The sequence below is a fragment of the Bradyrhizobium diazoefficiens genome, assembly GCF_016612535.1.
In the GTDB taxonomy this organism is placed as follows: domain Bacteria; phylum Pseudomonadota; class Alphaproteobacteria; order Rhizobiales; family Xanthobacteraceae; genus Bradyrhizobium; species Bradyrhizobium diazoefficiens_C.
On the sequence record NZ_JAENXS010000002.1, the window covers coordinates 400,294 to 423,074 of the forward strand.

Sequence of the window (22,781 nt, forward strand, 5' to 3'; positions counted from 1 at the left end):
GCCGGGAGATTGTTGCAATGGACAAGTGGGTTGGGCTTGCGGTTTCGTGGCTGACGTTCCTGGTGTGATCGCGCTGTGGTTCTGGTTTTCGCGGCGGCACGGAATGCAGGCGCGCGGATCGTCCGGAGCGAGCATGATCGAACTCTACGAGCAGCAGGTCGCCGAGACCCGGCGGATGAACGGCTATCTGGAGCGGGTCGCACTGTCGCTGGAGAAACACGAGCCGCCGCGTGGCAGCTAGGCCGGCGTCGGACCCCGCACGTCCGCGGCGCGGGTGAGCAAGGCCGGCGCGATGTCGTCGATGCGCTCGAAGACGAGATCGGGTCCGCGCGCCCGCAGCGCCGCCGGCGCCGCATAGCCCCAGCACACGGCGCCGCAGGCAATGCCAACAGCCCGCGCCGCCTCAATGTCGCGGACCTCATCGCCGATCGAAATCACGCGGCTTCGGTCCACCCCGGCGCGGCGGACGACACGGCGGAATTTCGCGGGCTTGCCGAACACCGAGGCCGCGCAGTCGAAATGCGCGAACAGGGCGGCGGCGTCGCCAAGTTTCTCGCGCGCGTTGGCTTCGCTGTCCGACGTCACCAGCGCGAGCTGCACGCCGCCCTCAGTCAGCGTCCGCAACATCGCCTCGGCGCCCGCGAACAGCGAAATCTCCGCCGCCGCTTCCCCCTTCAGCCGCCGCGCATGCCGCGCGATCGCCGGCAGCTTCCACACGGGCACCTCGAGCCGGCTGAGGATCTCACGCGTCGACGCATGCCGCAGCCCCTCGACATCCTCATCCCTCACGCCCCGAAAGCCGAAGCGATCGGCGACGTCGTTGATGGTGCGCAAGAACCAGGGGAAGCTGTCGACGAGCGTGCCGTCGAGATCGAAGATAGCGAGGGAGTGGGGCATTCCGGTCGCTAAGCTCTAGCCACTTATCGTGCTTGTGCAATAGTCGTCAGTCGCGTGCATAGATCGCTGTATCGCTCGCCGACCAAGCCAATCTTTGGATGATGTCGAAGCCCAGATATCTCTTTGTCCGCGGCATTAAGAGCCGTCTGCGCGGCCGCGGCGGCGTCAGTTAGCCCGATGGCACTTTGAATGAGGGCGCGGCTTCCATAGAGGCGGAATACAACAATTGGAAACAGTTGTTGTTCATTCCCGAATTCGTCGAGCAGACCAAGGGCTGTCTCGTATCTGTTTGACAGTCCTTTCGTTGCGACGAGCCAAGCAAAATCAAGCCAAGCCCAAGTCTGGACACGCGGCTCCAGGCGCATCTGCTGGATCGCGAGATCGTAGTAAGTCAGTGCGGCGTCGATATCTCCAGAGTCTAACAGACAGTCCGCCTTTGCGGATAAGGCCTGAACAAAGTTCAGCGAATCCGAGTAGCGATCAATCACATGATCGAAGAGAGAAATTGCATCGATCCGATACTGCGGACCTGCCCCCATTAGGGTGAGGCCCTGAATGAAGACGTACTGAGCTCTATTGTGATCGCGCGCTTTGGCGAGCCGTTGCCAAAAATCCGTTTGATCTTCTTCCGACCAGCATTGCCTGCGAAACCAATCTGCGGCCATCGAACTACCTGTGACGCGCGCGCTCATTTTTCAGGCGCGCCCCTTGATCAACGGTTGGCGGATTCTTCCTCCTGCAGCTACTCCGCCGCCTCGCTCGTGCTCCTTCGCTTCGGCTTCCCCGCCTTCTTCAGCACTGGCGCCAAAAACTTGCCCGTATAGCTCCGCTGCGCTTTCACGATGTCTTCCGGCGGGCCCCAGGCGACGATCTCGCCGCCGCCGTCGCCGCCTTCGGGACCGAGATCGATGACCCAGTCGGCGGTCTTGATGACTTCGAGATTGTGCTCGATGACGACGACCGTGTTGCCCTGCGCGACCAGCTCGTGCAGCACTTCCAGCAGCTTCTTGACGTCGTGGAAGTGCAGACCGGTCGTGGGCTCATCCAGGATGTAGAGCGTGCGGCCGGTGGCGCGCTTTGACAGTTCTTTTGCCAGCTTGACGCGCTGGGCTTCGCCGCCCGAGAGCGTCGTGGCCTGCTGGCCGACATGGATGTAGTCGAGGCCGACGCGGTGCAGCGTCTGGAAGGTCTCGCGCACGCGCGGCACCGCCTTGAAGAACTCGGCGGCTTCCTCGACGGTCATGTCGAGGACGTCGGCAATGCTCTTGCCCTTGAACAGGACCTCCAGCGTCTCGCGATTGTAGCGTTTTCCTTTGCAGACGTCACAGGTGACGTAGACGTCAGGCAAAAAGTGCATCTCGATCTTGATGACGCCATCGCCCTGGCACGCTTCGCAGCGGCCGCCCTTGACGTTGAAGGAGAAGCGGCCGGGTTCGTAGCCGCGCGCCTTGGATTCGGGCAGGCCCGCGAACCATTCGCGGATCGGCGTGAAAGCGCCAGTGTAGGTCGCGGGGTTCGAGCGTGGCGTGCGGCCGATCGGCGATTGGTCGATGTCGATGATCTTGTCGATATGCTCGAGGCCCTCGATGCGGTCGTGCGGCGCTGCGCCTTCGCTGGCATTGTTCAGCTTGCGCGCGATGGCCTTGTAGAGCGTGTCGATGAGAAGCGTCGACTTGCCGCCGCCGGAGACGCCGGTGACGGCGGTGAACAGGCCGAGCGGAATCTCCGCCGTGACGTTCTTGAGGTTATTGCCACGCGCATTCACCACCTTGATGGTGCGGCGGTGGTTCGGCGGACGCCGCTCCGGCACCTCGACCTCGAGCTCGCCGGTGAGATATTTGCCGGTGAGCGATTTCGGATTGCGCATGATCTCGGCGGGCGTGCCTTCGGCGATGATGTTGCCGCCATGCATGCCGGCGCCGGGGCCGATGTCGAGGACGTAGTCGGCGAGGAGAATGGCGTCCTCGTCATGCTCGACCACGATCACGGTGTTGCCGAGGTCGCGGAGCCGCTTGAGCGTGTCGAGCAGGCGCGCATTGTCGCGCTGGTGCAGGCCGATCGAGGGCTCGTCCAGTACGTAGAGCACGCCGGTCAGGCCCGAGCCGATCTGCGAGGCCAACCGGATGCGCTGGCTCTCGCCGCCCGACAGCGTGCCGGAGGAGCGGGACAGGGTCAGATAGTTGAGGCCGACGTCGAGCAGGAAGGTCAGGCGCTCGCGGATCTCCTTAAGGATGCGCCCCGCAATCTCGTTCTGTTGCGTGTTCAGCGCCTCCGGCACGGTCTCGAACCACGCGCCGGCGCCCTTCACGGACAGCTCGGAGATCTCGCCGATATGCTTGCCGCCGATTTTGACGCAGAGCGCTTCGGGCTTCAGCCGGAAGCCGTTGCAGGCGCCGCAGGGCACGTCGTGGAAATATTTTGCCAGCTCTTCGCGCGCCCACTCGCTTTCCGTTTCGCGGTAGCGGCGGTTGATGTTGGTGATGACGCCTTCGAACGGCTTCTTGGTGTCGTAGGAGCGGACGCCGTCCTCATAAGAGAACTTGATCTCGTCCTCGCCGGAGCCATGGAGGATCGCGTCTCGCGTCTTCTTCGGCAGATCCTTCCATTTGGTGGTCAACGTGAATTTGTAGTGCTTGCCGAGCGCCGTCAGCGTCTGCACGTAATAGGGTGACGAGGATTTGGCCCACGGCGCGATCGCGCCCTTGCCGATCGCCAGTTCCTTGTCGGGGATGACGAGGTCTTCGTCGACATGCTGCTCGACGCCGAGGCCGCCGCAGGCAGGACACGCGCCATAGGGATTGTTGAAGGAAAAGAGTCTGGGCTCGATCTCGGGGATGGTGAAGCCGGACACCGGGCAGGCGAATTTTTCCGAGAACAGCATGCGCTCGGGCCCGCTCTTGTCGTGGATCTTCGCGGTTTTCTTTTTCTCTTCGGCGGGCGCAGCTGCTGCCGGCGCATCGGCGTACTCGATGACGGCAAGACCTTCGGCGAGCTTCAGCGCAGTCTCGAAGCTTTCGGCGAGCCGCTGGCCGATGTCGGCGCGCACCACGATGCGGTCGACAACGACGTCGATGTCGTGCGGGAATTTCTTGTCCAGCGCCGGCGCTTCCGCAAGCTCATGGAAGGTGCCGTCGATCTTGACGCGCTGAAAACCCTTCTTGAGCCATTCGGCGAGCTCTTTCCGGTACTCGCCCTTGCGGCCGCGCACGACGGGGGCCAGCAGATAGAGGCGGGTGCCCTCGGGCAGCGCCAGCACGCGGTCGACCATCTGCGAGACGGTCTGGCTTTCGATCGGCAGGCCCGTGGCCGGCGAATAGGGCACGCCGACGCGCGCCCAGAGCAGGCGCATATAGTCGTAGATCTCGGTCACGGTGCCGACGGTGGAGCGCGGATTCTTCGATGTCGTCTTTTGCTCGATCGAGATCGCCGGCGACAGGCCGTCGATCTGGTCGACGTCCGGCTTCTGCATCATCTCCAGGAACTGGCGGGCATAGGCCGAGAGCGACTCGACATAGCGGCGCTGGCCCTCGGCGTAGATGGTGTCGAAGGCGAGCGAGGATTTGCCGGAGCCGGACAGGCCGGTGAACACCACGAGCTTGTCGCGGGGAATCTCGACGTCGATGTTCTTGAGATTGTGCTCGCGCGCGCCACGGATCGTAATTGCGCGCAGGCTGGAGCCCGCGTTCTGCTGTTGGCGCTTCGCCTTGATCACTTCATCCATCCGCGTTGCCCTCGAGGAATCCCAAAGGCGCGCGATCGCGCCAACGAAAAGGCGCGCTTCGCCCGGAACCGGGATCGGCGCCGATGGGGTTGTCAGCGAACGTAGGAAGAACGGAGACGGATTTCCAGTAGGACTTGCGAATCGTCAACGGATTGTTGGCGCGCTGGCGGCATGTGGCAGGAGGAACCGGGTGCGGGATGGCGCTGGAACGGGCCGCGAAAACAAAAAGGCCGGCGCAAGGCCGGCCTTTCGTAACGCGATAGCGTTGGAAGCGAAGCTCAGTACTGCAGCGCTCAGTACTTGGCGACGATCGGGCCGTTGAAGTGATAGTTCACGCCGAACTGCACGGTGTGGAAGTTGAGCGTGCCGGTCGGCAGGGCGCCGCTGAAGTAAGTCTCGCCGCCGAGGCTGCGATAGAGGTACTCGCCCTTGATCGACCACTGCGGAGCAATGAACGCTTCGACGCCCGCGCCGACGGTCCAGCCCGAGTGCCACTTGCTGTCCGACGCGGTCACGCCGAGCGCGGAGAGGCTGATTTTGTTGTCGATCCAGGCGTAGCCGCCGGTGCCGTAGAACAGGATCTGGTTGACGGCGTAGCCAATGCGGCCGCGCACGGTGCCCATCGCGTCGGTCTTGGAGGACACGGTGATGCCGAGCGCGGTGGCCGAAGCGTTGACGTCAGCCCAGGCGCCGTCGGCCTCGAGGCCGAACACGACGTTGCCGGTCTGCCAGTTGTAGCCGGCGGTGCCGCCGACGAAGCCGCCCTGCATCCGGGGGCTGCTCGAATCTTCCCAGGCGCCGCCGCCAACGAGACCGAGGTAGAAACCGGTCCAGTTGTAGACCGAGGCCATAGCGACCGGAGCCTTGGTGTAGGGGCGCGCCGCGAGATCGGCGGCCGAAGCCGGAGCGGCGAGTGCGAACAAACAGGCCGAAGCCAACAAAACCTTTTTCATTTTCAACGTAATCCCAGTCCCAGTTTCTGTTGTTGCCTTCCGTGCGTCGGAAGGGCAGCGGACGCTGTGGTCCAACTGACGTCGTCGTACACCATTGAAGCCGTAAGTTGTGTCTCCCAAAAGTCACAACGGGCGCAAAATGTAACTGCCGCTGACCTATAGTTCCCGCAGGGAACAAGCAATGAAAAGGCCGGCGCGAGGCCGGCCTTCGAATTCTCGAATGATATCAGGTGGATCAGTGCCTGATTAGTACTTGATTAGTACCTGGCGATCACCGGGCCGCCAAAGCGATAGTTGAGGCGGACGAGGCCCATGTCGACGTTCTGGCTGATGTGATCGCTCTGGAATGCCCCCCCGCCCGGCGCGTTGAGTGTGAGGGTCCGACCGCCCAGGAAGATGTGGTCGTACTCGACGCCGACTGTCCAGTTCGGCGCAAAGCCGAACTCGAGGCCGGCTCCGACCGTGCCACCCCAGCGGTTGTCCTTGGCGGAAGCGAGCAGGGTGCCGGCACCGGCGAAGCCGGGCGCGGTGTAGATGTTGTACTTGTCGGCGACCACGGCGCCGCCGCCCTTCACGTAGAACAGCACGTTGTTCCAGGCATAGCCGACCTGACCCGTGATCAAGCCGAAGGCGTCGATCTTCGTGCGGTTGCGCTGGGCCGGAAAGAGAACGCTGACATTGTCGCCGGAGAAGTCGGCCCAGTTGCCCTGGCCCTCAAGGCCGAACACCCAGTTGGCGGACTGCCAGCGGTAGCCGACCTGGCCACCGACCGTGCCGCCGGTGGCGTTGTGGCAGCCTTCGCCGCCTACGAACGCACCGCCGCCGAGCACAACATTGTCCCAGCATTTGTGGCTCGATCCGCCACCGCCATTGATGCCGATGTAGAAGCCACTCCAGTCATAGATGGTGGCGACCATCGGCGCCGGCGCCTTGGTGTAAGGACGTGTTGCGAGATCCGCTGCACTCGCAGGTGCAGACAGGCCCAACGCAACGATACCGATTGTAGCGAACAGAATTTTCTTCATTGCAGTCTCCCCAGTTTCGCCGCTCCAGAGGTCCCCGAAGCGGTCAATCAGGCGCGACGCCCACAAGAACCAATTCCGAGGCAACCGTAGTGCGATCTGGAGGGAGAGTCCGTCGCCGGAATGCAACAGTTACGGGTCAATTGGTGTGCACCTAACTTGATGAATGTTAAGTGCTTTTGCTCGATCTGGGGAACTCGGCAGGGTTCCAATTCATCGCGACGTGAAGAGTGGCACAGAGTGAGAGGCGTGCGCTCATTTCGCGTCAATTTCGACAGGAACAAATCTGGAACAAATGTTCGGTCGATGCTATATGTGGGGATAACCGAGGGCGTGGCGGGTCGATCCGCGCTCGTAGCGTATAGGGTCGGCCCAACAGGCGGCAGCGCGGGCGCGCCTTTATCGATTCAGTGGATTTGGAGTGGAGAGCGGCGATGGCGGGAAGCGTCAACAAGGTCATTCTGGTTGGAAATCTCGGCAAGGATCCGGAAATCCGCCGCACCCAGGACGGGCGGCCGATCGCAAATTTGAGCATCGCCACCTCGGAGACCTGGCGCGACAAGAATAGTGGCGAGCGCAAGGAAAAGACCGAGTGGCATCGGGTCGTGATCTTCAGCGAACCGCTCTGCAAGATCGTCGAGCAGTACTTGAAGAAGGGCGCCAAGGTTTATATCGAGGGCGCGCTCCAAACCCGCAAATGGACCGACCAGAGCGGTGTCGAGAAGTACTCCACCGAAGTCGTGCTCCAGGGCTTCAACTCGACGCTGACGATGCTCGATGGCCGCAGCGGCGGAGGAGGCGGTAACTTCGCCGATGAGCCGGGCGGCGATTTCGGCTCGTCGGGTCCGGTCAGCAGCGCACCGCGCCGTCCCGTGGCCGCCGGCGGCGGCGGCGGTCGCAACGACATGGACGACGACATCCCGTTCTGAGACGGAGCGCGCGCGGGCGTTGGACGTTGCCTGCTCGCGTAAGGCGGAAGGACTTCCAACCAATTTACGGGCAAAGCTCGGGTTTTCCGGGCGGACCTCATGTGCTGCCTCAAGCCTTTGACAGCGCCCTATGTGAATGGTATTAACTTTATGTTAATCCTATTCACATGGTCGGTTCCCGCCGATTTGGAGGACAGTTCTGCATGAGCCTCGCGCCGCTGCTTGACGCCGCTCCGGCGATCCCGCTGCACGCCTTCGCGGCGATGGCGGCGTTCGTGCTCGGCCTCGTCCAGTTCGCAGCCCCCAAGGGCAGGCTGCCGCACCGGACGCTCGGCTGGATCTGGGTGGCGCTGATGACGACGGTGGCTGCCTCGTCGTTCTGGATCCACCAGATCCGCTTGGTCGGGCCGTTCAGCCCGATCCATCTGTTGTCGATCTTCACGCTGGTGATGCTGCCGCTCGCGGTGTGGCGGGCGCACACCCATCGCGTCACCGATCACCGGCGCATCATGATCCTGCTGTTCACTGGCGCGTTGGTGGTGGCGGGGCTGTTCACGCTGGTGCCCGGACGCATCATGCACCGGGTGATTTTCGGGGCGTGACGGATGCTTCGAGGCGGTTCATTCCGGGGCCGCCGAGGGCGGCGGTGAGAATCGCGTAAGTCTCTGGAAAAACAAACGGAAAAACCGCTTCCCAAGAGCTTGCAAGGGTGGTTATCAGGGCCTCGATGCGCTATATGATTCCCAGATAAAATTTCACCGGATTCCCCTTTGGCCGACGACGACAACAAGAAGCCCGGCGACGAGCCGGAGCGCTCGGATATTCGCCCCGTCTCCATCTTCGAGGAGATGAAGAAGTCCTACCTCGATTACGCCATGAGCGTGATCGTGGCGCGTGCGTTGCCTGATGCCCGCGACGGTCTGAAGCCGGTGCATCGCCGCATCCTGTACTCGATGCACGAGCAGGGCCACACGCCCGACAAGAAGTACGTGAAGTCCGCCCGCGTGGTCGGCGACGTCATCGGTAAGTATCATCCGCACGGCGACCAGTCGATTTACGATGCGATGGTCCGCATGGCGCAGGACTTCTCGATGCGCGTGCCGCTGATCGACGGCCAGGGCAATTTCGGCTCGGTCGACGGCGATCCGCCTGCCGCCTATCGTTATACCGAAGCGCGACTGACCAAGTCGGCGCTGGCCCTGCTGGCCGACATCGACAAGGACACCGTCGACTTTCAGCCGAACTACGACAACAACGAAACTGAGCCGTCGGTCCTTCCGGCCAAGTTCCCGAACCTTCTGGTCAACGGCGCCGGCGGCATCGCGGTCGGCATGGCCACGAACATTCCGCCGCACAATCTCGGCGAGGTCATCGATGCCTGCGTGGCGCTGATCGACAATCCCGCGCTCACCATCGACGAACTGACCAACATCGTTCCGGGACCGGATTTTCCGACCGGCGGCATCATTCTCGGACGGGCGGGCATCCGCGCTGCCTATCACCTCGGCCGCGGCTCGATCGTCATGCGTGGCAAGGTTGCGATCGAGACCATCCGCAAGGAGCGCGAGGCGCTCATCATCACCGAGATCCCCTACCAGGTGAACAAGGCGACGATGGTCGAGCGCATCGCCGAGCTGGTCAAGGAAAAGAAGATCGAGGGCATCGGCGACCTGCGCGATGAATCGGACCGCGACGGCTATCGCGTCGTCATCGAGTTGAAACGCGACGCCGTGCCGGACGTGGTGCTGAACCAGCTGTACAGATTCACGCCGCTGCAGACGAGCTTCGGCGTCAACATGGTGGCGCTCGACAGTGGCCGTCCGCGGATCATGCATCTGAAGGACCTGCTGGCCATCTTCGTCGACTTCCGTGAGCGGGTCGTCACACGGCGCACCAAGTACCTGCTCGCCAAGGCCCGCGATCGCGCTCATATCCTAGTCGGTCTGGCGATCGCGGTCGCCAATATCGACGAGATGATCCGCGTCATCCGCACCTCACCCGACCCGACCACCGCCCGCGACACCTTGATGTCGCGCGACTGGCCGGCCCGGGACGTCGAGGACATGCTGACGCTGATCGACGATCCGCGCCACCGCATCAGCGAGGACGGCACGATCCGGCTGTCGATGGAACAGGCGAGGGCCATTCTCGACCTGCGCCTTCAGCGCCTCACCGCGCTCGGCCGTGACGAGATCGGCGATGAACTCTCCAAGCTCGCCGTGGAGATCAGCGACTATCTCGACATTCTGCGCTCGCGCGCCCGCGTCCTGGACATCGTCAAGACCGAGCTCGCCGAGGTGAGGGCGGAGTTCGCCACGCCGCGCAAGACCGTCATCATGGAGCAGGAAGGCGAGGTCGAGGACGAGGACCTGATCCAGCGCGAGGACATGGTCGTCACCGTCTCGCACGCCGGCTACGTCAAGCGCGTGCCGCTGTCGGCCTATCGGGCGCAGCGCCGCGGCGGCAAGGGCCGCGCCGGCATGCAGACCCGCGACGAGGATTTCGTCAGCCGCCTGTTCGTGGCCTCCACGCATACGCCGGTGCTGTTCTTCTCGTCCCGCGGCCAGGTCTACAAGGAGAAGGTCTGGCGGCTGCCGATGGCAGCTCCCAACGCGCGCGGCAAGGCGTTGATCAACATCCTGCCGCTGGAGCAGGGCGAGCGCATCACCACCATCATGCCGCTGCCCGAGGACGAATCGACCTGGGGCAACCTCGACGTGATGTTCGCCACCACCGGCGGCAATGTCCGCCGCAACAAGCTGTCCGACTTCGTCGATGTCCGCCGCTCCGGCATCATCGCCATGAAGCTCGACGACAATGAAGCGATCGTCGACGTGCAGATCTGCACCGAGCGTGACGACGTGTTGCTGACCGGTGCGGGCGGCCAGTGCATCCGTTTCCCCGTCACCGACGTGCGCGTGTTCACCGGGCGCACCTCGATGGGCGTGCGCGGCATTGCGCTTGGCGACGGCGACAAGGTGATCTCGCTGGCGATCCTGCGCCATGTCGAGACGTCTTCGGACGAACGCTCGGCTTATCTGAAGATGCGCCGCGCGGTCGCCGGCGAGGCTGCGGCCGAGGAGCCGGCAGTGGATGCCGAGGCCGAGGAGACGTCCGGCAGCTTCCAGCTCTCGCAGGAGCGCTATATCGAGATGTCGGCGGCCGAGCAGGTGGTGCTGACCGTTTCCGTCAACGGCTTCGGCAAGCGGACCTCGTCCTACGAGTACCGCACCACCGGCCGCGGCGGCAAAGGCATCGTCGCCATGAGCGTCAACAACCGCAACGGCAACCTCGTAGCATCCTTCCCGGTGGAGGACGCCGACCAGATCATGCTCGTCACCGACAAGGGCCAGCTGATCCGCTGCCCGGTCGAGGGCATCCGCATCGCCGGCCGCTCGACCCAGGGCGTGATCGTGTTCGATACCGCGGAGGACGAACATGTCGTCTCGGTCGAGCACATCACGGAAGAGGCCGAGAGCGGCAACGGCGAGAATGGGGAGTCAAACGGAGAGTGACGTGTAGTCACTCCCCGTAGCCCGGATCGAGCGAAGCGAAATCCGGGACGTGCTGACTTGGCTATGAAATCCGGATTGCGCTTCGCTCCATCCGGGCTACCGATTTGCGCTAGTCTAGATCTCCAGCTCCGTCCCGAACTCCACCACCTGCTTGGTCGGCACACCGAAGAACGCGGCCGAGCGCTCGGCGTTGCGCTGGAGGAAGGCGAACAGGCCTTCGCGCCAGACCCACATGCCCGGAATGTCCTCGCTCGGGATGATGGTCTCGCGGCCGACATAATAGGTGATGTCGGAGAGGTCGATGCCGGGCAACTGGCCCTGGCGGCAGGCGAGCGTTAGTCCCTCATAGATCGTCGGATTCTGCATGAAGCCGTAATGCAGGATCACGCGGGTGATGCCGGGAATGATCTCGATCAACTCGGCGCGGTCCTGGTCGGCAACGTGAGGCAACTCCTCGATCAGCACGGTGACGAGAATGACGCGTTCGTGCAGCACGTGGTTGTGCTTGACGAATTGCGTCAGCGCGAGCGGCACGCCATTCGGTGCGGACGCCAGGAATACGGCAGTGCCGGGCAGGCGCGCGCTGCATTTGTTGACGGCTGTCTCGATCAGGTCTTCCTCGGGCTGGCGCAGCTTGCCGCGCGCGGCCTCAACCAGCTTCACGCCGCTGCGCCAGGTCATCATCAGGAAGGCGACGATGGCGGCGAGCAGCAGCGGAAACCAGCCGCCTTCGAACAGCTTGATCGAGTTGGCCGAGAAGAAGATCACGTCGATCACGAAGAAGAAGCCGTTCACGGCCACCACGAGCCACGGCGAATAGCCCCACTGGATTGCAACCAGGGCGGCGAGCAGCGTGGTGATCGCCATCAGGAGTGACACTGCGATGCCGTAAGCGCCGGCCAGCGCATCCGAGGTGCCGAAGCTCAGGACCGCGCCGAGCGTTGCAGCGGCGAGCAGCCAGTTCACCAGCGGCACGTAGATCTGGCCGATTGCGTCGCTGGTGGTGTGGCGGATCTGCATGCGCGGCAGGAAGCCGAGCTGGATCGACTGCTGCGTCAGCGAGAACACGCCGGAGATGATCGCCTGCGAAGCGATCACGGTGGCGACTGCCGAGAAGGCGACCAGCGGATAGTGCAGGAAATCAGGGCAAAGCTGGAAGAACGGGTTCTCGATCATGCTGGGATCGGTGATCAACAGCGCGGCCTGGCCGAAATAATTCAGCACCAGCGCGGGCAGGCAGATGGCGAACCAGGCGAGCCGGATCGGGAAGCGGCCGAAATGCCCCATGTCGGCATACATGGCCTCGCCGCCGGTCACCGCCAGGAAGGCCGCACCGAGGATCGCAAAGGAGACGTGAAAATCCTGGTGGATCAGGAAGTCGAAGGCATAGAGCGGGCTCAGCGCCGCCAGCACGGCCGGCGCCTTGACGATGCCGTGGATGCCGAGCGCGGCCAGCACGATGAACCAGGCCAGCATCACCGGGCCGAAGATGCGGCCGATGAAGCCGGTGCCCTGCTTTTGCATCATGAACAGGCCGACCAGAATGGCGATGGTCACGGGCACGACCACGGGCGCGAGCGAAGGCGCATCCACCTTGAGGCCTTCGATGGCTGATAGAACCGAGATTGCCGGTGTGATGGCGCCGTCGCCATAGAGCAGGGCGGCGCCGACGAGGCCGACGACGAGAAGATGGGCACGCCAGGTCCCGGGTTGGGCATGGCGGGCATGCAGCAGCGCCAGCAGCGCGACGATGCCGCCTTCGCCGCGGTTGTCCGCGCGCAGGATCAGCAACGCATACTTCAACGAGATGATCAGCAGCAGCGCCCAGAGGATCAGCGAGGCAACCCCCAGGACAGCTTCGGGGGTCACCGTCGCACCTTGGGCGACCGCCTTGGCAGCTTCCTTCAGGGCATAGAGGGGGCTGGTGCCGATATCGCCATAGACCACCCCCAGGGCGCCCATGGTCATGGCAATCGGCAACGGGTCAGGATGATGGCCGGAAGCGATTGCAGGCGTACTGGACAAAGGCGACCCCCGATGGGATCGCGCCCGACGGGCCATTCCGCGGGGCGCGAGCGTCAGGCCAGTCTGCGACGGGACGTCGCAAATATCCATCGGGATTATCTTGGGATTGTCCCGGCGTTGATGACGCCAAGCTTACACGGCGACTACGGCGTACGATCGGCGGTCACGAGGCGCGCCACGCGGACGTCGGTTTTGGTGCCGGCGCGACGCAGGCAGGATGCCTCGAAATTCGGCCAGGCCTGCTGCGAGCAGTCAGGGCCGATGATCTTGATGTCGAGCCGGTCGCCCTTGGCGAGCGGCTGCGGCACGCTCGCTTCGACGGTCGGAGCAAAACCGGGCAGGAGGGTGAGGGCGGTAGCAACACACGCAGCAATAGCGATCGCTGAAAGAGCCTTGATCATTGACGGTCCCCTGTGATGCGGCCGCTACGCCCAGTGCGCGGCCCGTCGTTCGTTGGGTGGATTAGTAACCATGACCAGTTTCCGGACGTCTTCGCCGATACGGGAAATGGTTTCGTGCGCGCCTCGCTTTGTTTCGTGGCCGCCCCGAGGACGAAACAATCCGGGACCTTCCGACATGGGCCGGCGGAAAAACCGGCAGGAAACTGACAAGGAACCCGCCCGGCTTGCCGGGCCGGCCCGGGCGGAGTAGGAGGAGGCCATGCCGCGCATTGCCTTCTACCCTGGTTCCTTCGACCCGATCACCAACGGCCATCTGGACGTGGTCCGGCATGCCGTCCCCCTGTGCGACCGGCTGGTTGTCGCAATCGGCGTCCATCCCGGGAAGAAGCCGCTGTTCTCGACTGAAGAGCGGCTCAAGATGCTCTACGACGTCTGCGGCCCGGTGGCGGCCCAGGCGGGCTGCATCCTCGAGGCCGCTACTTTCGACGATCTCTCCGTGACCGCCGCCCGCAAGCATGGCGCAACGATCATGATTCGTGGTTTGCGAGACGGCACCGACCTCGATTACGAAATGCGGCTCGCCGGCATGAACGAGGCCATGGCGCCGGAGGTGCACACGGTGTTCCTGCCGGCCTCGCCGATGGTTCGCCCGATCGCCGCCACACTGGTACGTCAGATCGCGGCCATGGGCGGCGATGTTTCGACCTTCGTGCCGCCGCTCGTCGCATCCCTGCTCAAGGCCAAATTCGCCGGATAACGGCGCGCTTCTTCATCTCACCTGATCCGGAGTTTCCATGATCCGTCGTCTCGCAATTCTTGCCACGATGTTCGTCGCGCTGATTGGCGCCGTTCCGGCAATGGCGCAGCAGCTGCCGGCCAATCTCGACAAGGCCAACGCGCTCGTCATCGACACCACCAAGGGCCGCATCGTCATCAAGCTCAGGACCGATCTTGCGCCACATCACGCCGAGCGCCTCAAGCAGCTCGCGCGCGAGGGCTTCTACAACAATGTGCCGTTCCACCGCGTGATGGACGGCTTCATGGCCCAGACCGGCGACGGCCAGAACTTCAACGGCACCGGCGGCTCGAAATATCCGAACCTGAAGCAGGAATTCTCCAAGGTTCATTTCGCCCGCGGCATCGTAGGCATGGCCCGTCGCGGCGACAGCGTCGATACCGCGAACTCGCAGTTCTTCATCATGTTCGCCGACGGCGGCAGCCTCGATAACCAGTACACCGTGGTCGGCGAAGTCGTGCAGGGCATGGACGTGGTCGACAAGCTGAAGAAGGCGCCGGCCGGCTCGCCGAGCGGCACCGTCACCGATCCCGACAAGATGGTGAAGGTGCAGGTCGCCTCCGACATCAAATAAGGAAACGCATGGCACGCCGTGGCGACAGGCTTCTGCTCGCTGCAGCAGTGCTGCTGTTCGGCGTCTCGGCCGCGGCCGCAGAGGATGCGCCGGTCAACACCATCCACGACATCTTCCAGCATCTGCGGACCTGCTGGAAGCCGCCATCGTCCAGCAAGGCTCGCCCCATCGATATCACCGTCGTCGTGAGCTTTAACCGGTCCGGAAACATTCTGGGCCATCCGAGGATTACCTATGAATCCGCGGAGGCCTCCGACAATGACCGGCTGCAATACCGGATCGCGGTGATGGAGGCGTTGCAACGCTGCACGCCAATGCCATTTACCGATGCAATGGCCGGCGCCGCTGCGGGACGTCCATTCGCGATCGAGTTCCGTAGCCGCAAAACTTCACCTGACAAGACTTCACCCCCAACGCAAGAGAGACGAGCATGAGCGCCACTGAAAACACCTTGATCCTCGAGACCACCCAGGGCCCCGTCACCATCGAGATGCGTCCCGACCTCGCGCCGGGCCATGTCGCCCGCATCAAGGAGCTGGTCCGTGAAGGCTTCTACGATGGAATCGTATTCCACCGCGTGATCGACGGCTTCATGGCGCAGACCGGCTGCCCGCATGGCACCGGCACCGGCGGCTCGGGTCAGAAGCTGAAGGCCGAGTTCAACAAGGAGCCGCATGTGCGCGGCGTCACCTCGATGGCCCGTGCGGCGAGCCCCGACTCCGCTGACAGCCAGTTCTTCATCGTCTTCGACGACGCCCGCTTCCTCGACAACCAGTACACCGTGTGGGGCAAGGTCACCGAGGGCATGGAGAACGTCGACAAGATCAAGCGCGGCGAGCCGGTGCAGAATCCGGACAAGATCGTCAAGGCGCGGATGGCCGCTGACGCGGAGTAACGACTGCCGCCATGCCTCGCGCTTCTGCGGGGCATGGCAAGGTACCTCACGTGCGCACCGACCTCTTCGATTTCGATCTGCCGCCCGAGCGCATCGCGTTGCGCCCCGCGCACCCGCGCGACTCCGCGAAGATGCTGGTCGTCGAGAACGGCGCACTGCGCGACCAGACCATTGCCGATCTGCCGCAATGGCTGAGACCGGGCGATCAGCTCGTCGTCAACGACACCAAGGTGATCTCGGCGCAACTGAGGGGCCGTCGCATCGGCCGCGAGACCGAGCCCAAGATCGAGGCCACCCTGATCAAGCGCCTCGACGGCTCGCGCTGGCAGGCGCTGGTGAAGCCGGCGAAGAAGCTCGTCGCCGGCGACCGCATCCGCTTCGGCAATGAAGGCAAGGTCTGTCTGCTCGGCCATCTCGATGCCGAGGTCGAGGCCAAGGGTGAGGAGGGCGAGGTGACGCTGTCATTCTCGTTCCATGGCCCCGCGCTCGACCAGGCCATCGCCGATCTCGGCAGCCCGCCGCTACCGCCCTATATCGCCTCAAAACGCACGCCTGATGAGCAGGACCTCGCCGACTACCAGACCATGTTCGCGGCCAATGAAGGCGCCGTCGCGGCTCCTACCGCCGGGCTCCATTTCACCCCTGCGCTGGAGCAGGCGCTGCGCGTGCGCGGAATCGGCATCAACCGCATCACGCTGCATGTCGGGGCAGGGACCTTCCTGCCGGTCAAGGTGGATGACACTGAAGGTCACAAGATGCATGCCGAGTGGGGCACGATCCCGGCCGAGACCGCGGAACGGCTCAACGTCGCGCGAAAAAATGGCGGTCGCATCGTCGCCGTCGGCACGACGTCGTTGCGGCTGCTGGAGAGCGCGGCAGCTGAGGATGGCAGCGTTCAGCCGTTCGCGGCAGAGACCTCGATCTTCATCACCCCCGGATATCGCTTCCGCGCCGTCGATGTCCTGATGACGAACTTCCATTTGCCGAAGTCGACATTGTTCATGCTGGTGTCGGCGTTTTCGGGGCTGGAGACGATGCAGCGCGCGTATGCGCATGCGATCGCGCAGGGCTACCGGTTCTATTCGTACGGCGACGCCTGCTTGCTGTTTCGGACAGAGCCGTAGGGTGGGTTAGCCACAAGGCGTAACCCACCACTTCTGTTTCTGCGGATGGAGACCGCGGTGGGTTACGCCGAGCGGTCTGCGCTTTGCGCAGTCCGCAGGGCTAACCCACCCTACGCAGCTTCCGTTACGCCATCACCCGCTGTGGCAACAGCTCCGCGATTTGCACGGCGTTCAGCGCCGCGCCTTTGAGCAACTGATCGGCCGCCACGAACATCGAGATCGAATGCCCACTGGGATCGCTGAGATCCTTGCGGATGCGGCCGACCAGGACGTCGTCCTGGCCGGAGGCGTCGATCGGCATCGGGAAATAGTTCTTCACGCGATCATCGACGACCTTCACGCCAGGGGCCTGCGCCATGATGGCGCGGACCTGGTCCTCGGTGATCTCCTTCTCGCATTCGAAGGTGATGGCCTCGCAATGGGCGCGCAGCACCGGGACGCGGACGCAGGTGACGCCGATGGCGATGGTCTCGTCCTCGAAGATCTTGCGGGTCTCCTTGATGACCTTGGTCTCTTCATCGTTGTAGCCGGTCTCGGGATCGACGGCGGTGTTGTGGTTGAAAAGGTTGAAGGCGTAGGGGTGAGGCATCACCTTCGGCGTATAGACCTGCCCGTTGAGATTGGCGCGGGTGGATTCGACGAGCTCCTCCATCGCTGCCGCGCCGGCGCCGCTCGCGGCCTGGTAAGTCGAGATGATGACGCGCTTGATGCGGTTCTTCTGGTGGATTGGCCACAGCGGCACCAGCGCGGTGATCGCCGCGCAATTCGGGTTGGCAATGATGCCCTTGTGATCCCTGATGCGGTTGCCGTTGACCTCGGGGATCACCAGCGGCACATTCGGATCCATCCGGAACGCGGAGGAGTTGTCGACGACGACAGCGCCGGCCTTGACCGCGAGCGGCGCGTACTTCTTCGAGATGCTGCCGCCGGCGGAGAACAGCGCGATGTCGACGCCCTCGAAGGCGCGCTCGGTCAATTCCTCAATGACGACATCCTTGCCGCGGAACGACACCGTCTTGCCGGCCGAGCGGGCGCTGGCGAGCGCCTTGAGCCTACCGACGCGAAAGCCGCGCTTGTCCATGGTGGCGATGAATTCGGCGCCCACCGCGCCGGTGACGCCGACAATCGCGACGACGGGATCGTTACTCACTGTGTCCTCCATTGAGATCGATTAAGACAACAAAAAAGCCCCGGACCATCATGGGCGGGGCTTCGGTAGAGCTGATTGCGTTTTAGTCGACGACTACAAGCGCACGCCTCCCCGGGCCCCGAAGGCCGCGGTGGTTTTGGTCGTGCGTTTGGTGGTCGTGAACATGGCGGCGACTTATGCGGGAGAGTCTTGCGGCCGTCAATGGCTTTTCGGCGGGATTGTGGCCGGCGTTATTTGCCCCGGGCGCCCGGTGGCTCGAGGATGACTTCCTTGAGGTCGTCGCCGCTGATGACGACGATCGCGAAATTGAGCCGGCCGCCCTCGCGCACCAGCCCGCCGCTGATGGCCTTGCCGGACGCTGCGCGCTCGGCGACGCGGACCGCATCCGCAAGGCGGTGCCTGATGGTGCCGAGCGCTGCGAGGTTGCTGCGATCCTCGAGGTCCAACTCGGCCAGGGGGAGGGCGGCTTCGCCGCCCATCAGTTCACCAGTCGCGGCGTTGATGGTCTGCTTCCAGATCCGGTCGTTGTGCAGGGTTTTCACCCGGTACACCGGTACGCCCGAGCCGCCGTCGAAGCTGACATCCGCAGTGGTCGCGCCGGCATGACGGGCTTCCGCAATCGCCATCGCCTGGCTGATCGAGATCGACGAGGTGCGGAAGCGCTCGATCTCGCGGCTGACGGCCTGGCGGTCCGCCGCGGCGTCACCATCTGTCTCGCCGTGGAGGGCGGTGGGTGTATTGCCCGCCGAGACGATTGCGTGCGCCGGCGCTGCGATGAGCAGCCCCGACAGGGCGACCGCCAGCAACTGCCAAGTGTATCGTGGTGCTGCTTTCATGCTCGAAACCCTCGCACGGCGAGTGTGCCGGATAATCGTAAAGAAGTCGCGGCCGACCACGGGCAATGGCCGGCCGCTGATTGTCGAAACGGGCTGCACCCGTCCCGGCGATCGGAGCGATACGGACCCCCTTTGGGGCTGGTGAAAAAAGCGGTCCGTATCGCTATAACTAAACCATACCGTATCGTTTTATTTTGGTCAACGAGAAGACCATCGTCCGCTGGGGACAGATGGCCAATCTCACGGAAATGTCAGCGAGAAGGGCGGCGCCGCTGCGGGGCTTTGGTTTCCCGGACCCGATCGGCAGGTCCGAGCGCGCCGGCCAGGAACAGCTTGATCGCCGCACGCATCCGCTTTTCGGCAGCTTTGAATTCCATCGGCGTGCCGAACGTCGCCATGCGGTGGGTGTGGCCGACGACGACGTCGAGGAACACTTCCGCGGCGATCGTGGTGTCATCGACGCCAAGCGCGCCTTGCGCCACCAGATGGTCGAAGAAGCGCGCGGTCGTGGCGACGGCCTTCAGCCAGCCTTCTTCCTTGCCGAGCTTGGCAATGTCGGGAAAGTTGATGGCCTGCGACGTCATCATACGGCTGAAGGCCATGGCGTCGGGCCCGCAGGTGAAATTGAGCATTTCGCGCCCGATCTCCACGAGCCGCTGCTCAACCGAAATGTCGGACGAACTGCCGAGCTGCGTCTCGGCCGCAGCCGACAACGGCGCAAGCCAGCGCGCGATCTCGCGCCTCAGCACCGCCGTGAACAGCCCGCGCTTGTCGCCGTAGCGGGCATAGACGGTTGGCTTGCTGACGCGAGCCGCTTCCGCGACCGCATCGAGCGAGGTCGCGTCAAAACCGCGATCGAGGAACAGGCGGGTGGCGACCTCGATCAGGCGCTGATCGCGCTCGATCGCTGCGCTTTTCGTCGGCCGGCCGCCGCGCGATTTCGACACCTCGCGCCGTGGCGCTGCTGTCTTCGCCTTGGTCGCAGTCAATCCCATGCCCAATGATTCCTGCGCGGTCGTCACAATGGTCATTGCTCTATAACGCGCGGCAACAGGGACGTCATCGCGAATCTGGCTGAATTGGCCGCATCGTCAACGGTCTCGGTCCATCGTCGTTCCGCAGCGGGTCTCAAGGCATCCGCGAGGTCCAGGCCTGGCCACTTGCCGCTTTCTCGTATCCGTATTGGTACAGCGCCCGCATATAGGCCGTGTCGAAGCCTTCGGACTGCGGCGCCGGATAATCGCGTTCAATGTAGGAGAGATGGAAGCCGAGATGGTTGCGTTTGGCGAAATCGTAGGTCGAGAAGATGATCGAGCGCGTCTGCGACTGGGTGATCGAGGACAGGCTGCGTGAGGCGACATCGATCGTGCTGTTGGCGACGAGCTCGAAGTTGCGCTCGATCTTCTTGTTGACGAGGATGTAGATGTCCATCTTCGCATTGCCGGGCAGGCGGTCCTGGGAGAGCAGGGCTTCCGGCAAGGTGAGCACCGGAGCTGTCACGCCGCCATCGACGTGCATCTCCTGAAACTTGTGCCCCTGGCCTTCGGCTTCGATCAGGATCGGCGGAAACACCAGGGGTATGCTAGCGGATGCCGCCATCACGTCGCGAAACAGTTTCAGCGCCTCGGGCGTACCGACCGCGGCGATCTTGCCCATGTCCCAGATCGCCGTCCGCTGGGTGTCGAGATCGGTCGTGACGATGAGTAGCCGCCGGCCCTTGGCGTTTTCGCGGGCGACCTGCGCCAGGATCTCCGGCCCGACATAGCGGGCCACCAGCTCGCGCAGCCGCGTATTGCCGAACAGGCCGGAGCTGAACAGGACACGCATGATGCTGGGGTCGCTCAGCAGGCTTTCCGCGATGCCGCTGGTATAGAGCTCCCTGAGCGTGTCGTCATATCGCGAGCCGAGGAACGCGAACGGCGCGATCAGTCCGCCGGTGCTCACGCCCGAGACGACCGAGAAGGCGGGGCGGGTGCCGGCCGCGCTCCAGCCGTTCAGCACGCCGACGCCGTAGGCACCATCGGCGCCGCCGCCGGAGAGGGCGAGGTAGCTCCTGCTTGCGGTGCTGGTGTCCTTGTCGAAGCTGAATTTTGTGACCGGCTCGTCGGTGTAGCGGCGCAGACCCTCGATATCGAGCACGCGCGAGCTGGCGGCATCGGCCGCGGTATAGGGCGTCCGCGGCAGCGACGTGCAGGCGCCGAGCGCGAGGCTCAATGCCAGGGCGGCCAATCCGAGCAGGCGAAGGCCTGCCTGCCGGCTGCGGGCAAGGTTCGTCGGGACAACAGGGGCAGGCATTGGCCGTCAATCACCGCATACGCTACACGGCGCGTCGCAGGCATTGTCGCCCGCGCGCCGGCATCCATCCAAGCCCCTGTGGTCTGATAGAACTATACGGTATCGTTTTGTTTAACAAGCGTCGGCGGCGCGGCCCAATTGTGGCCGGCCCGGGGACGCCGGCCGCCCCGCAGGATCTGCGAACTGCACGGTTGATCGGCCCCTCCCGACACGCAATAAGCACCGCCATGAATCCCAACAACAATCATCCCGATACCAGTCTTCCCAATCATTTCGAGCTGCTCGCCACCGACGGTGCGGCGCGGACCGGCCGCCTGACCACGCCGCATGGTGTGGTGCGCACGCCGGCCTTCATGCCGGTCGGCACGGCCGGCGCCATGAAGGGGATGCACTGGCGGGAGGTGCGCGACGCCGGCGCCGATATCGTGCTCGGCAACACCTATCACCTGATGCTGCGTCCGGGCGCGGAGCGCATCAGCGCGCTCGGCGGCTTACAGCGGTTTACCGGCTGGAACGGGCCGATGTTGACGGATTCCGGCGGCTTCCAGGTGATGTCGCTGGCGGATTTGCGCAAAGTCAGCGAGCAGGCCGTCACCTTTCGCTCGCATATCGACGGCGCCAAGGTCGAGCTGTCGCCGGAACGCTCGATCCAGGTGCAGCGCCTGCTCGGCTCCGACATCGCGATGCAGATGGACGAGTGCGTGCGGCTGCCGGCCGAGCGCGACGATATCGACCGCGCGATGCGGCTGTCGCTACGCTGGGCCGAGCGCAGCAAGCGCGCCTTCGAGAACGCGCCCGACGGCTACATGCTGTTCGGCATCGTGCAGGGCGGCGACGTACCGCAGCTGCGTCACGCCAGCGCTAGAGGCCTCGTCGAGATCGGCTTCCACGGCTATGCGATTGGGGGACTGGCCGTCGGCGAGCCGCAGGCGGTGATGCTGGCCATGATCGGCGAGACCGCGCCGGCGCTGCCGTCCGATCGGTCGCGCTATCTGATGGGTGTCGGCACGCCCGACGACATCCTCGAGGCGGTGAAGCGCGGCATCGACATGTTCGATTGCGTGATGCCGACGCGCAATGGCCGCCACGGTGTGGCCTTCACGCGTTTCGGCCAGGTCAATTTGCGTAACGCGCGCCACGCCGACGACCCGCGCCCGCTCGACGAAGAGAGCTCATGGCCGTCGACGCGCAACTATGCGCGCGCCTATCTGCACCATCTCGTCAAGGCGGGCGAGACGCTGGGGGCGATGCTGCTGTCCGAAATCAATATCGCTTATTACCAGTTCCTGATGCAGGGCATCAGGAATGCGATCGCAGACGGAATGTTCGATGAGTTCTATCAGCGTACGCGCGAGGGCTGGGCAAGGGGCGACATCCCCCCGCGCTAGGTCAAATGCACACGGTCAGTTGCACGTGAAACGCTGCTTGACGGCGTGCTTGGTCACGAAGCCATAACCGCAGGTGTCGCAGGTCCAGAGATAGCTGATCACGTGGTCCGAGACATAGGCCGAGGCTTCGGCGGCGACCATGGAATCGGCGCACACAGGACAGGTGGGCAACTCGCTGCAACGCGGATCACGCCTTGACGCGACGGTCGGCAACACTTCAGCGACTGCTGACATCGTGGTGACCTCCCTGCTTTGAGACC

At 63.9% G+C, this 22,781-nt stretch carries 22 protein-coding genes; 10 read left to right on the forward strand and 12 right to left on the reverse strand.

Going from position 1 to position 22,781, the window contains the following annotated elements; all coding sequences use genetic code 11:
- Positions 1-46: 46 nt before the first annotated feature.
- Entirely contained in the window at positions 47-241 is a 195-nt protein-coding gene (locus tag JJE66_RS18630; protein ID WP_246756458.1) for a hypothetical protein, read from the forward strand.
- Here JJE66_RS18630 and JJE66_RS18635 read toward each other — a convergent pair.
- The 5 genes from JJE66_RS18635 to JJE66_RS18655 all read right to left on the reverse strand — a co-directional run bounded on the left by JJE66_RS18635 (position 238) and on the right by JJE66_RS18655 (position 6,596).
- The gene (locus tag JJE66_RS18635; protein ID WP_200515767.1) at positions 238-897 is read right to left on the reverse strand and encodes an HAD-IA family hydrolase; all 660 of its coding nucleotides are present in this window, start codon (positions 895-897) and stop codon (positions 238-240) included. The genes JJE66_RS18630 and JJE66_RS18635 overlap by 4 nt on opposite strands.
- Before the next feature lie 23 nt (positions 898-920).
- Positions 921-1,589 (reverse strand): hypothetical protein, encoded by a 669-nt coding sequence (locus tag JJE66_RS18640; RefSeq protein WP_200515769.1) that lies wholly within the window; start codon positions 1,587-1,589, stop codon positions 921-923.
- Between the two features lie 50 nt (positions 1,590-1,639).
- On the reverse strand, positions 1,640-4,618 hold the full coding sequence (uvrA, locus tag JJE66_RS18645) for an excinuclease ABC subunit UvrA (RefSeq protein ID WP_200515770.1): 2,979 nt from the start codon (positions 4,616-4,618) through the stop codon (positions 1,640-1,642).
- 293 nt (positions 4,619-4,911) lie between these two features.
- On the reverse strand, positions 4,912-5,571 hold the full coding sequence (locus JJE66_RS18650) for an outer membrane protein (protein WP_200515771.1): 660 nt from the start codon (positions 5,569-5,571) through the stop codon (positions 4,912-4,914).
- Positions 5,572-5,828: 257 nt separating this feature from the next.
- Positions 5,829-6,596 (reverse strand): outer membrane protein, encoded by a 768-nt coding sequence (locus JJE66_RS18655; protein ID WP_200515773.1) that lies wholly within the window; start codon positions 6,594-6,596, stop codon positions 5,829-5,831.
- 431 nt (positions 6,597-7,027) lie between these two features.
- Between JJE66_RS18655 and JJE66_RS18660 the strand changes: the two genes are divergently transcribed.
- The 3 genes from JJE66_RS18660 to gyrA all read left to right on the forward strand — a co-directional run bounded on the left by JJE66_RS18660 (position 7,028) and on the right by gyrA (position 11,037).
- Positions 7,028-7,522, forward strand: a complete 495-nt coding sequence (locus JJE66_RS18660) for a single-stranded DNA-binding protein (protein ID WP_200515775.1) — start codon at positions 7,028-7,030, stop codon at positions 7,520-7,522.
- A gap of 203 nt (positions 7,523-7,725) precedes the next feature.
- A complete protein-coding gene (locus tag JJE66_RS18665; protein ID WP_200515777.1) occupies positions 7,726-8,124 on the forward strand; it encodes a DUF2306 domain-containing protein in 399 nt (132 codons plus the stop codon).
- A 168-nt stretch (positions 8,125-8,292) separates the two neighbouring features.
- A complete protein-coding gene (gyrA, locus tag JJE66_RS18670) occupies positions 8,293-11,037 on the forward strand; it encodes a DNA gyrase subunit A (protein WP_200515778.1) in 2,745 nt (914 codons plus the stop codon).
- A gap of 114 nt (positions 11,038-11,151) precedes the next feature.
- On the opposite strand, the gene JJE66_RS18675 is transcribed toward gyrA, so the two are convergent.
- Both JJE66_RS18675 and JJE66_RS18680 read right to left on the reverse strand, forming a co-directional pair.
- Positions 11,152-13,005 (reverse strand): potassium transporter Kup, encoded by a 1,854-nt coding sequence (locus JJE66_RS18675; RefSeq protein WP_200515779.1) that lies wholly within the window; start codon positions 13,003-13,005, stop codon positions 11,152-11,154.
- Positions 13,006-13,205: 200 nt separating this feature from the next.
- Positions 13,206-13,463, reverse strand: coding sequence for a hypothetical protein (locus JJE66_RS18680; protein WP_200515781.1), 258 nt, complete (start codon positions 13,461-13,463; stop codon positions 13,206-13,208).
- 259 nt (positions 13,464-13,722) lie between these two features.
- Here JJE66_RS18680 and coaD point away from each other — a divergent pair, with 259 nt between their 5' ends.
- The 5 genes from coaD to queA are packed head-to-tail and all read left to right on the forward strand — an operon-like array spanning position 13,723 to position 16,852.
- Complete coding sequence (coaD, locus tag JJE66_RS18685) at positions 13,723-14,220, forward strand: pantetheine-phosphate adenylyltransferase (protein WP_200515782.1); 498 nt, start codon at positions 13,723-13,725, stop codon at positions 14,218-14,220.
- Positions 14,221-14,257: 37 nt separating this feature from the next.
- Entirely contained in the window at positions 14,258-14,833 is a 576-nt protein-coding gene (locus JJE66_RS18690) for a peptidylprolyl isomerase (protein ID WP_200515783.1), read from the forward strand.
- An 8-nt stretch (positions 14,834-14,841) separates the two neighbouring features.
- Positions 14,842-15,267 carry a hypothetical protein gene (locus JJE66_RS18695; RefSeq protein WP_200515784.1) on the forward strand — a complete coding sequence of 142 codons (426 nt, stop codon included), beginning with the start codon at positions 14,842-14,844 and terminating at the stop codon, positions 15,265-15,267.
- Positions 15,264-15,728: a peptidylprolyl isomerase gene (locus JJE66_RS18700; protein WP_045007486.1), complete on the forward strand. Its 465-nt coding sequence runs from the start codon at positions 15,264-15,266 to the stop codon at positions 15,726-15,728. The genes JJE66_RS18695 and JJE66_RS18700 overlap by 4 nt, the downstream gene beginning before the upstream one ends.
- A 50-nt stretch (positions 15,729-15,778) precedes the next feature.
- Positions 15,779-16,852, forward strand: coding sequence for a tRNA preQ1(34) S-adenosylmethionine ribosyltransferase-isomerase QueA (gene queA / locus JJE66_RS18705; protein ID WP_200515785.1), 1,074 nt, complete (start codon positions 15,779-15,781; stop codon positions 16,850-16,852).
- 124 nt (positions 16,853-16,976) lie between these two features.
- Here the strand turns inward: queA and JJE66_RS18710 are convergent, their stop codons facing one another.
- The 4 genes from JJE66_RS18710 to JJE66_RS18725 all read right to left on the reverse strand — a co-directional run bounded on the left by JJE66_RS18710 (position 16,977) and on the right by JJE66_RS18725 (position 21,133).
- On the reverse strand, positions 16,977-18,014 hold the full coding sequence (locus tag JJE66_RS18710; protein WP_200515786.1) for an aspartate-semialdehyde dehydrogenase: 1,038 nt from the start codon (positions 18,012-18,014) through the stop codon (positions 16,977-16,979).
- A gap of 218 nt (positions 18,015-18,232) precedes the next feature.
- Positions 18,233-18,838: a PepSY domain-containing protein gene (locus JJE66_RS18715; RefSeq protein ID WP_200515787.1), complete on the reverse strand. Its 606-nt coding sequence runs from the start codon at positions 18,836-18,838 to the stop codon at positions 18,233-18,235.
- A gap of 251 nt (positions 18,839-19,089) precedes the next feature.
- A complete protein-coding gene (locus JJE66_RS18720) occupies positions 19,090-19,833 on the reverse strand; it encodes a TetR/AcrR family transcriptional regulator (RefSeq protein ID WP_200518572.1) in 744 nt (247 codons plus the stop codon).
- Positions 19,834-19,966: 133 nt separating this feature from the next.
- On the reverse strand, positions 19,967-21,133 hold the full coding sequence (locus tag JJE66_RS18725) for a patatin-like phospholipase family protein (RefSeq protein WP_200515788.1): 1,167 nt from the start codon (positions 21,131-21,133) through the stop codon (positions 19,967-19,969).
- A gap of 227 nt (positions 21,134-21,360) precedes the next feature.
- On the opposite strand from JJE66_RS18725, the gene tgt reads away from it, so the two are divergent.
- Positions 21,361-22,521 carry a tRNA guanosine(34) transglycosylase Tgt gene (gene tgt, locus JJE66_RS18730; protein ID WP_200515789.1) on the forward strand — a complete coding sequence of 387 codons (1,161 nt, stop codon included), beginning with the start codon at positions 21,361-21,363 and terminating at the stop codon, positions 22,519-22,521.
- A gap of 15 nt (positions 22,522-22,536) precedes the next feature.
- Here tgt and JJE66_RS18735 read toward each other — a convergent pair whose 3' ends face one another.
- Positions 22,537-22,755, reverse strand: coding sequence for a hypothetical protein (locus JJE66_RS18735; protein WP_200515793.1), 219 nt, complete (start codon positions 22,753-22,755; stop codon positions 22,537-22,539).
- Positions 22,756-22,781 lie beyond the last annotated feature (26 nt).